This window comes from Nostoc cf. edaphicum LEGE 07299, assembly GCF_015207245.1.
In the GTDB taxonomy this organism is placed as follows: Bacteria; Cyanobacteriota; Cyanobacteriia; order Cyanobacteriales; family Nostocaceae; genus Nostoc; species Nostoc edaphicum_B.
This window is the reverse complement of the sequence record NZ_JADEXF010000037.1, coordinates 1-10,436: the sequence shown is the minus strand read 5'-3', so window position 1 is coordinate 10,436 and position 10,436 is coordinate 1. Positions and strand designations below refer to the sequence as shown.

Below are 10,436 nucleotides of genomic sequence, written 5' to 3'. Positions count from 1 at the left end.
GCATATAAATAAAATTGTCCAACACAGGCGCATTGATTACCGAAAGCGGAAGTCTGCGTCCAGCACCCTGCCCAAAATCATCAAATCCAGAAGGGGAAACCAAAAACAGTGCTTTGAATAAATTGGGTTGAACAATCGCTAGGCGAATAGCAAAAGCAGCTGTGAGAGATGAGGCTACCACCGTTACCGGCTGACCACAAGTTTGGATGATAAACTCTGCGATCGTGCTGAGATAATCCCTAATTTTATAATCCCGCACTGGATGGGCCGATTCTCCCCAGCCGATTAAATCGGGGGCTAAAATGTGGTAATTGGAGGCAAAAGCCGGGTAAACTTTAGACCATTCATAAGCAGACGCTCCCCCACCGAAGTTATGGAGAAATAGTAGTGGGGGTAAATCTTCAGTGTCAGCAATCGCCCAAGGTGCATTCGTTTGGGTATAGTAAACCATTGCTCCCAAAGATGTATGGATAACTTTATGTCCAAAGCCAGGAGGTTGAAACTGAAGCATAAAATTAAAAAGTTTAGTTTAGTTGAATTTACATACAGTCAAACTAATTCAGGATTCAAAATACATTTGTCTGAATAGTTATACAGCAGAATTCAAAAGTAAAACAGGCTTTATACCTGACTTTCAAACTTAGATTGTGTACCTCACTAACTTGAAATTTGCTGTATCAATTACATTTGATTCTTTCTAAATTATAAATTCTGACTCTTGGGTGCTGAATTTTTACAATTCATAATTCATCAAATTTACCCTTGCTTTTTCTCGGCATCTCCTGTGATTTGAACAAGTTGATGAAGGTTATCACCACTAATATGATATGCTCCCCCAAAACCAACTACAAAACGACCTTCATTTGGAATTAGCCGGAAAATCCGAAAGTCAGACAAGCCGCGCAAAACCTCGATAATTTCACCAAACCGCCCTTGAAATTGCTCAACAATTTGATTCCACTTATCAGTTTCACGCTCTATCAAAGTTGCCGTACAATCAAAACTCAAACGACGACGGGCAAAAATTAGATTACTTTTAGCTTCATCCTCGATAAACAAGACACTAACATGAGGATTGGCATAGAGATTTTTGGTATGAGTCGAAAGACCACTGACGTAAATGTAGATATTCTTGGAATCATCCATTACAAAAGGAGCATAACTAGCATTGGGTATTGACTGCGCGCTCACAGTGCTAATAATTACACTCTCAAATACTTCAGGAAACTTTTCGTACTCAGCTTGAATGTTTTCAAGTTGACTCATAAGTAGATTACCGCTTGATTAGGAACACCTAATTAAGTATCTTAACGTGATTTAGAGATGTCTACGATGGGCTACAGCTACGCATGGAATGCCCTAAAAATAAAAGCGATCGCCCCTTTAACTCAAAAGCGATCGCTAATTTTTCGATTTCAGAATACAGCTTAAGCAGCAACAGGTTCCAACAATTTAATGTCAGAGAAAATAAATTCCTGAGTAGAAAATTCTCCTGCTGTTTCGGTGCGAATCTCGCGACGATTTAGGATGAAATAGTCACCAACTTTTTCATATTCATCAATAAATTCGCTTCTACCGCCTTTTTGTTCCCCAGTTTTGGGGTCATGGTACACAGAGTCATAGCGGTGAGACAGGTAGCCTTCGCCAGTGTCATGACTGCTGAAGGTGTCAATGGTAACGTAAGTACCGTGGATTAGACGGTGAACATGGCATACTTCATTATTGCGGACTTTGTATTTATCGCCTTCAGCCTTACCACCCATTAAAAGCTCAACCGCACCAGTTTCGTCAGTTTTACCATAGGTAAAGGTATTGGCGCTGTGGGTGTCTTCAAAGCTGCGGCGGACGCGGTGAATTGCTATCTCCCAGGCTTGACCATGAATTGCTTTCTGGGCTGACTCATCATCTACATCCAAAACTTCGGCTTTGAGATTGGCAGTGATGATAACTTTGCCTGTAAACACTTTATCATCATGCTTATAGGTAATATTTGCAGTATAACCAGGGAAATTCTTGTCCCAAGTATAGCGGTTTTCATAAGCAGCCCGGAAAAGTTCCTGAGCAGAGAGTTGTGTAACTGTCATGTGCTTCTCCTAGTCGCTACTGTAATTAGCGTTTTAGTTTCCTTGGTATTAGCATAGAAGTAATTGTTGAGGCTTGGATAGTCCCCAACTGGGTACACTTATGACTAATTCTCTACACGCTGTATTTCATGCGATCGCTAATGTCCAGAATGAGCAAGAGATAAGACTTGCTCTCACGGATCGAATTAGCGAGCATTTTGGCGTGCAAAATTGGGGTATTTATCTCCTTGATGAGCAGCCAACCACTGAGATTAATGTTCCAGGCATTCCGGCAGTATGCTTAGAGAGCAATCCAGTGGGGCGCTACGTGGTTGAGCGTCATGCTCCCGCCCACGAACAGTTATTATTATCGCCAGGAGACTGGAAGCATTTTTGTTCGCGTTCCGACCACGAACACGTGATGACTGGGCCAATTGTTTGCGATGGTCGTCTTGTCGGAACCCTTAACTTGGCACGTGACAAGGGAAATCCTGCCTTTAATGGTAACGATTTAGCTGACTTGAGCGCTTTATGTATTCATTTGTCATCAAAAATGGCAACCCTACGGACAAAACCCAAAATATCCAATTCCCTGTTAGTTAGTCCTTTAACAGCGCGTGAGTTAGAAATTGCCGAGTTAGTGGCGCAGGGGTTAACGAATGCGGAAATCGGAGAAAAACTTTGGATTACGCAAAATTCTGTCAAACAAGCTTTAAAGAGGATGTTTCGGAAATTGAAGGTTTCGGCCCGTGCAGAAATGGTGGCAAAGCTACAAGATATACAAGTTTCTTTAAGGGGGTAGTGTTTCGACTACGCTCAACAACCAGGGAGGGGTTTTTCTCTCGTCTATTCGTTCCCATGCAGAGCATGGGAATACCCCTCGTTGAGGCTCTGCCTCCAGTCTGGCATTGAGTCAGAGACTCAATGAATGCATTCCCAGTCGGAGACTGGGAACGAGGAAAAACGAGGAAAGTATCTTATCAAGCTAGGTTTTTAGGACTTGTGTGTACACCGTAGCCTAAAAGGAGAGAGGCTTTGAGGCTTACTTCCCAACGCTAGCTCTTAAGGGACTGGGGGTTAGGTCTGTATTTCACGCAATTGAGAACCGCTATATTAGCCGGATCATGATATGAAAACTTTAATTCTGGGTATAAAATCCAGTTTTAAAACAAGAATTGTATCGAGTAAAGTGCAGCGAGATACAATTCTTCTTACTTTAATCTCATGCTTTTAAAGGTGGCTTACTCTTACCTTCTACCTCCTGCCCCCTGCCTCCTGCCTCCTACCTTCTGTTATAAAGACTCTAACTGATGGTAATCTAAGATTGTAGAACGAAATCCAATAAAAACTTTTGTTTTTGACAGTTTTCTTTTTTGGACAATAGTAATATAAGTCGTAAATAAAGTCTTTGACAATTAAGACTTGGTTATGATTTAAGTAAGTTCTAGAGAACTTAGTTAGTTTTTTAACAGGAGAAGTAGGGTGCTTAACAACCTTCATCAGTTATTATCTCCCCGAAAGTGGGGAATTCCCCTCGCGGGCTTAGGCTTACTTCTCGGTTTAGGCTTTTTAGCCAAGCAGACTCAAGTAATATCATTTACAGATTCTCGATTATCATCGGCTCGGATTCAGAAAACCTCCGAAAACTCTCTTTTGTCGCAGCTGAGAAAAGTTCGAGAGCAGAGAAGTCAACTGAATGCGGCTTCTGGAGGTGATAAAACAGTACCTACAATCACAGCGCTGGTTCCAGGCGATGGGGGAACTACAAAAAGTGCAAGAGTTTTACCAAAAGCAAGTTTTCCTGTAAAAGATGGGATTTACCTCTATGGTCAATCCCCAAAGCCAGACCAGCTTGGTCAAGGTTATATCATATTTCAAAAGCAGCAGAATAAGGTAACGGGTGCTTTGTATATGCCCCAATCAGAGTTTAATTGTTTTCAGGGTACAATCAACCCATCAGGAGAGTTGGCGATGACGGTTAATACTTCGTCAAATGAAGCCAACTCTAATCAATCGAATCAGGTAGCTACAAGCAATAGACTGCCCAAGGTTGGTGAGGATGAGTCAAATTCTTATGCTTACTCCCTGGCTCTGCAAGACTTTTATCGATTAAATTCGATCGCAGCTAGCGATCGCCGCACCTTACAAATGTGCAATTAATCTCCAATATCTTGATTATGTCCTTTTGGACTAGACACACTCAAGCAGCCCTGAGTGTGTTATTAAGTAATCCTCAGTAGTTCTCTAGAACTTCTCCGCCACCCGTTAAAATCGCTGACCTGTAGTAACTTCAAATCTAAGTTCTCCTCGATCGCTAATTCCTAAATCACCTCGAATCAGCCCAAAGGATGACTTGACGCGCAATCCTAAGCCGTAACCAAAGCCACTTCCAGGTTTATCTCGTAGCACTCCTGGTTCTCCTAGCACGGTTTCGCTAGACCCGAAATCTGAGGCGAAGTCAGTAAAAAGAACTCCTCCAATTGAATAAGAAATTGGGAAACGATATTCTATAGAAGCTAAACCATAACTCCGACCACTGGCGACTTTTCCATAACCGTAACCCCTAACAGAATCTAGTCCGCCAATATTAAAAGCATCAGCTGGTGGAAAGTCTCCAATAGTTGTACCAATTTGGAAGTTAATCGCCAACATTTCTGGATTGTCGGTTGGTCTACCATTACCGATCCAACTGACTGGTAAATACTGAATATAATCTCCCTGTAGGCGGTTGCTAGAAATATTACCCAATCCAATCGGAATTGCTTGTTCTGTGCTGAGAGTGAGAATCGATCCTTGAGTCGGATTTTCTCGGCGATCGCGTTGATCTTTGGATACAGAAAATAATACTGTAAATAAATCATCAATACCAGTACCGCTGACAGATAAAGGATTCCCTAAACTATCGACCTGTGCAACTTTATAGTCGCGATCGCGTAGGCTAATTCTGGTATAGTTCAAACTTACAGCTGCATCCCACTGATCAAAAGATCGTAAAACTCCTACAGAACCGCCAAACCTTCCCTCGCGTACTTTGTCACCGTTAGACAATTTGATATCTTCGTTGAAGGTTCCCGATATATTACGATTACGAAAAGCTCTGATGCTGTAGCCTAAGCGGTTTGGTTCTTGAGGACGATAACGACTAGTAAACTGACCATTAAATTGGACATCTTTACCGCTGATTTGTACAGTCGTATCTAATTTATCGTTAAGACCGCTGATATTTTCATCTTTATAACCCAACCGACCGAATAATCCAACATCTTCGTTACTACCGCCTCCTAAGATTAGAGAAGGGAAGTCACGCTCTTTAATTTCATAGATGAGATTAACGCTGTTGACTTCTTCTTGTCGATAAACATTGACTTCATTAAATGACTCTAATCTCCGCAATCGTTGCAAGTCTGCTTCTAGTAAATCTTCACGAAATACCTCACCAGATTTGAGTTTCAGCAGACCAATGATAAACTCTTTTTGAGTACGTCCTTTGATCGGCTGACCTTTGTCATCGAGCAATTGATCTTTGGTATTAACAAAACGAATCTGGATGTCTTTGACAATTCTCTGAGAAACCTCTACAGACTGGTTATCTACTGGGGTTAATCCGATATAGTCACCATATTTTGCATACTCTCCCTCTATCTGTAATGTAGGTTTTGTTGCCACAATACTACTAGTGCCATCTTCAGTAGAAGTTTGTGAGTCTGCAACGGCCTCTAGATTTTCTCCAGCTATTAAGATGACTGCGATCGCAACTACAGCTATTTGAATACGCATAAATACAGCTTTGTCATTACCCACATTTTGGGAACAGTTAAATTGTCCCATTAGGACAGGACTATCTTGAAAATATCGCTTTAAGTTGTCACTAATAGCTAGTCTTCACCCCGTAATATCATATCCGGTTCATCAAGCTGAATCAAAAATGTTAGTTCGTAGTCAGGACTTAAGTCCTGGCTTTGGGGAATGAAGCCCCCACTATAAACTGCTTATTACAGGTGATTTCGCGGACATTGATTTGTCATTATTGCTTACCCGTCGCATTTAGGAGCATTACAAGGGAGTTAGTCCTGTTATGTCTTTTTAGTGTTTGTGATATACTCGCTCTTGTATTCGTTAATTGAGGTAGGCTTATAGCTCCTAATGCAGCCAAAGTGATAATTACAGATGTTGTTCTAGATTTCCATTGCTTCTGAGCCAAGTATAACCTCCATCAAAAAATAGTTTTAAGCAAATACAAGTAGCAATTACAGCTTAATTCTTTATAAGTGCGTAAGTAGCACTATAAAATTAAGTCGTATTACTACAGGTTATTTGCAAAATCAAATAATTGTCAAACAATATACATATTTACTAAATTTAATCGGTAAAGATACTGTTAAACTCTAGATTTCGCAGGTGCGCTGGTAAATGCTGTATTTTTGAAAATGACCTAACTGCATTAGACTTGTCGGAAAATAACGAGAAAAATGTCTGAAAGTACTGCTACACATAGCTGACAGCCATTTTAGTTAAGATAGCCTAAAAACGCTTGCTGCATAAAGTTTCAAGGATTTCTGATCTTATTTCCTGACAACTCTATTCAATTCAGGTTGCTAGACCGTTACTATAGTCAAAATAGCCTGTATTAATACTTCTAGCTCAATTGGTTTAGAAATATGCTGTTGAAATCCAGCAGCTAGTGCCTGTTGTCGATCGATTTCTCCCGCATAAGCTGTCACGGCGATCGCTGGGATTTCTCCGCCTTGATCGGGTGACTGCTTTCTAATTTGACGAATTAGTGTGTAGCCATCCATATCGGGCATACCAATATCACTAATTAACAAATCAAATTTTGCTTGCATCAAATTGCTCAGAGCATCATGTGCTGAGTCTGCTTCAGTTACTTGTGCCCCGTACTGTTCTAGCACAAAGGCAATGAACTCCCGCGAATCTTTGTCATCGTCTACAAGCAGCGTTTGCAATCCATTGAGATTCAAGTCTGAGCGATCGCGATCGGCAGTATTAACTTGATTCAATTTTGAAGGAGGGATCGGTGGCAGTTTGACTGTAAACACCGCTCCTTGCCCTTCTCCAGGACTGGCTGCCTGAACGGTTCCGCCGTGTAATTCAACCAAATGACGCACAATTGCTAACCCTAACCCCAACCCGCCAAATTTTCGCGTTGTTGTCCCATCGGCTTGGCGAAAGTAGTCAAAGACGTAGGGCAGAAAGTCACCAGAGATGCCCCTACCAGTGTCGCTGACAGTGATTTGAGTGTATTCCACAGGATGAGTATCTGCTTCATCCTTGATTGTTTCTAACCGCACCTCTACTCGACCACCCTGTGAGGTAAATTTAATCGCGTTAGAAAGTAGATTCCAAACAACTTGTTGCAAACGACCAGAATCACCCAACACTGGCCCAACATTCGGTTCAAATATAGTTTCAATCTGAATAGATCTAGCTTCAGCAGCAAGCCGCACGGTTTCAAGGGCAGCTTTGATAGTAAAATTTAGACCGACTGGAACTGTGTTTAAACTCAACTTACCTTGGAGAATACGGGACACATCGAGCAAATCTTCGATTAGTTGTGCTTGCAGTTTCGCGTTGCGCTCGATGGTTTCGAGGGCGTACTGAGTTTTAGCTGCATCCTGGTGATTTTTTTGCAAAATTGTTGCCCAACCCAGAATCGGATTCAGGGGCGATCGCAATTCATGAGACAGCACTGCCAAAAACTCATCTTTGATGCGGTTGGCTTGCTGCGCTTGTTCAGTCTGTTGCTGCAAAGAAATCATCAGTTGATTGAGGCGATCGTTTTGCTCTTGCAGCAATGCTTCTGCTCGTTTACGTTCGGTGATATCGGACAGAATAAAAACCGCGCCTGTAAGATTCCCATCCCCATCAAGTACCGGATCGATGGTTTTGGCAAACCACCGTTCTTGAGACTGAAATTCGAGAACTTGCCGTTGGTGAGTTTCTTTCGCACGGCGAAAACAAGTGCCATCGCCGATTCCCAATTTTGCGCCCATCAGCTCGTGGTGGGCATAACCTAAGATTTCGTGATAGGGCTTGCAAAAAAGCTGCATCATCGCTCGATTACAGCGCATAATTCTACCTTCTCGGTCTACTAGAGATACGCCGTCATTGATGGAGTCAAAGGTAGTTTGCCAGTCCCGCGCTGAGGACAAAGCAGCTTCCTCCGCCCGGCGAATTCGCAGCAGCGATCGCAAAGTGGCAAGCAGTTCAATTGGTTCAACAGGTTGCACCAGATAAGCATCAGCACCACTATCCAAGCCTTCTGCTTTATCCTGGCTTTGGACAAAACTTGCAGAAAGGTGTAGCACAGGGATAAAAGCCGTTTCCGGGTTTGCCTTAATTTGGCGACAGACTTCAAAGCCGTTGATATCTGGTAATTGGACATCTAAAATTATTAAGTCAGGCTGAAAGTTAGCAACGGCTTCTAATCCTGTCGTTCCAGTTGCCGCTTCCACGACACTAAAGCCTGCATTTTGCAAGATACGGGTAACAACGTAACGATTGGCTTCGTTATCATCAACATGCAGGATCGTAACTCGTGGCTCAGACATGACTTTTCCCTGAAACCTCTAGAACAAGTCCGGCTTTGACGAGCGCATCTTGAAGTTGGGCAATCGCCGTGGTTTGAGAGCCTGTTTCTTTGGAAACAATGGCTATGGTTTGTTTTGCTAACTGGCTGTGCGCTTCTGCATCCAGTTGGGCAGATGAATGGATGATCACAGGAATCGACTGAGTGACGGAATTGTTCTTAAGTTGCTTGAGTACATCAAACCCGCCGAGTTCTGGCATCTCTAAGTCCAGTACGATGGCGTTTGGCTGCTCTCGTTGTGCCAAATTTAATCCTTCTTTTCCATTCCCGGCTTCTAAAATCCTCAACGGTGTATTTATTAACAACTGTTTTACCAGATACCGATAGGCGGGGTCATCATCAATTAACAAGATTTTTTGAGGCTTGTTCTCAGTAATTAGCGTATTCAGTTTGTTCAACAGCGGCAATCTGTCTACCGGCTTAATTAGAAAACCGTCTGCTCCTAGCGCCAGAGCTTGTTTTTCGTTATCAATGATGGTAATAACCAGTACAGGGATATTACGGGTCATTTCATCCCCTTTGATTTCTCGCAAGAACGTCCAACCGTTTTGCCCCTCCAGCAAAATATCTAGCATAATCGCCGCCGGTCGAAGTTTTTGTAAGGCAAGCCTTGCCTGAGCTAAGGTGCGGGTAGCAATCAATTGATAGATTGATTGCTGAAGGTGCTTTTCGTAAATAAATAGGGTTTCTGGATGATCTTCAACCACCAGAATGGGCAAGCGAGTTGGCTCAACTGATGCAATTGGTTGCAGTACGGTGGTCAATTCGGTGGCATCTGGGTAGACGATGGGAATCAAGGCTGTAAAGGTAGAGCCTTCACCTGGCTGACTTTTCACCGAAATGCTGCCACCAATTAGCTCCGCTAGCTTGCGCGATAACGGCAATCCTAACCCGGTTCCCTTCACCTGCTTTTGCAGAGGGGACTGAATTTGCATAAAATCCTCAAAAATCCGCTCTCGATCAGCGGGAGCAATGCCGATGCCCGTATCAGATACAGAGAAAGTGACGGTATGACCCGTTTGCACAGCGCTGACGCGCACCTCTCCTTGCTCGGTAAATTTGAGGGCATTTGAGACAAAGTTTCTGAGAATTTGAGCAACTTTCCCCTCATCGTTATAGAGCGGCGGAATACCTTCAGGTTCCTCGACAATCAGCGCCACAGAGGAGCCTTGAACCAATAATGGGCGCAGCATTCCCCGCAGCGTGGCAAACAATTCACTAACTTCAAAGGAACTGGGATGCACTTCAATTTTTCCAGCTTCCACCTTTGCCAAATCCAGCAAGTCGTTGACCAGTTCTGATAATCCGCTTGCCGCCTTTTGGATGAATGTCACCTGCTTTTCTTGCTCGACAGTTAGATCGCCATCCATCCGGGCTAGCAGCATCCGAGAGAGGGACAAAATCGAGTTGAGCGGCGTGCGAAACTCGTGGCTCATGTTCGAGAGAAAGCGGGTTTTTAGCTCGTTTACTTGTTGCAGGGAGCTGGCTTTCTCATCCAGTTCTGCATAGAGGGCAACCACACCGCGATTAGTATCTTCCAATTCCTGATTCAGTAGACATCTCCGAAAACGTTCAAAGCCTTGATGTGGCTAGGCTATAGTCCGTAAATGCAATCATCCTAAATTAGGTAGTCTGTACGAAAAAATAAGGCTTTAAGATATTTACTGTTGATAATTAGGCAAAAACATTTAGTTATATGCGTTAATTTTAACCTCATGACATAGCAGATATTTTTAATGGTAATATTAGCGCTCTAATTCGTAGTC

Annotated in this window: 8 protein-coding genes; 2 read left to right on the top strand and 6 right to left on the bottom strand. The window is 42.9% G+C overall.

What is annotated here, in order from left to right:
• The 3 genes from IQ229_RS02030 to IQ229_RS02020 all read right to left on the bottom strand — a co-directional run.
• The coding region (locus tag IQ229_RS02030; protein WP_194040816.1) for an alpha/beta fold hydrolase at positions 1-511 on the bottom strand (511 nt) is incomplete at its 3' end.
• Between the two features lie 245 nt (positions 512-756).
• Positions 757-1,266 (bottom strand): HugZ family pyridoxamine 5'-phosphate oxidase, encoded by a 510-nt coding sequence (locus tag IQ229_RS02025; RefSeq protein WP_194040814.1) that lies wholly within the window; start codon positions 1,264-1,266, stop codon positions 757-759.
• A 161-nt stretch (positions 1,267-1,427) separates the two neighbouring features.
• Complete coding sequence (locus IQ229_RS02020) at positions 1,428-2,084, bottom strand: DUF3386 domain-containing protein (protein ID WP_194040812.1); 657 nt, start codon at positions 2,082-2,084, stop codon at positions 1,428-1,430.
• 100 nt (positions 2,085-2,184) lie between these two features.
• On the opposite strand from IQ229_RS02020, the gene IQ229_RS02015 reads away from it, so the two are divergent.
• Both IQ229_RS02015 and IQ229_RS02010 read left to right on the top strand, forming a co-directional pair.
• Positions 2,185-2,865, top strand: a complete 681-nt coding sequence (locus IQ229_RS02015; RefSeq protein WP_194040811.1) for a LuxR C-terminal-related transcriptional regulator — start codon at positions 2,185-2,187, stop codon at positions 2,863-2,865.
• A gap of 680 nt (positions 2,866-3,545) precedes the next feature.
• Complete coding sequence (locus IQ229_RS02010; protein WP_194040809.1) at positions 3,546-4,223, top strand: hypothetical protein; 678 nt, start codon at positions 3,546-3,548, stop codon at positions 4,221-4,223.
• A gap of 105 nt (positions 4,224-4,328) precedes the next feature.
• Here the strand turns inward: IQ229_RS02010 and IQ229_RS02005 are convergent, their stop codons facing one another.
• The 3 genes from IQ229_RS02005 to IQ229_RS01995 form a co-directional block, all read right to left on the bottom strand.
• Positions 4,329-5,840 carry a BamA/TamA family outer membrane protein gene (locus IQ229_RS02005; RefSeq protein WP_194040807.1) on the bottom strand — a complete coding sequence of 504 codons (1,512 nt, stop codon included), beginning with the start codon at positions 5,838-5,840 and terminating at the stop codon, positions 4,329-4,331.
• Positions 5,841-6,658: 818 nt separating this feature from the next.
• Positions 6,659-8,632 carry a hybrid sensor histidine kinase/response regulator gene (locus IQ229_RS02000; protein WP_194040805.1) on the bottom strand — a complete coding sequence of 658 codons (1,974 nt, stop codon included), beginning with the start codon at positions 8,630-8,632 and terminating at the stop codon, positions 6,659-6,661.
• Positions 8,625-10,211 (bottom strand): ATP-binding response regulator, encoded by a 1,587-nt coding sequence (locus IQ229_RS01995; protein WP_228013020.1) that lies wholly within the window; start codon positions 10,209-10,211, stop codon positions 8,625-8,627. The genes IQ229_RS02000 and IQ229_RS01995 overlap by 8 nt, the downstream gene beginning before the upstream one ends.
• Between the last annotated feature and the right edge of the window lie 225 nt (positions 10,212-10,436).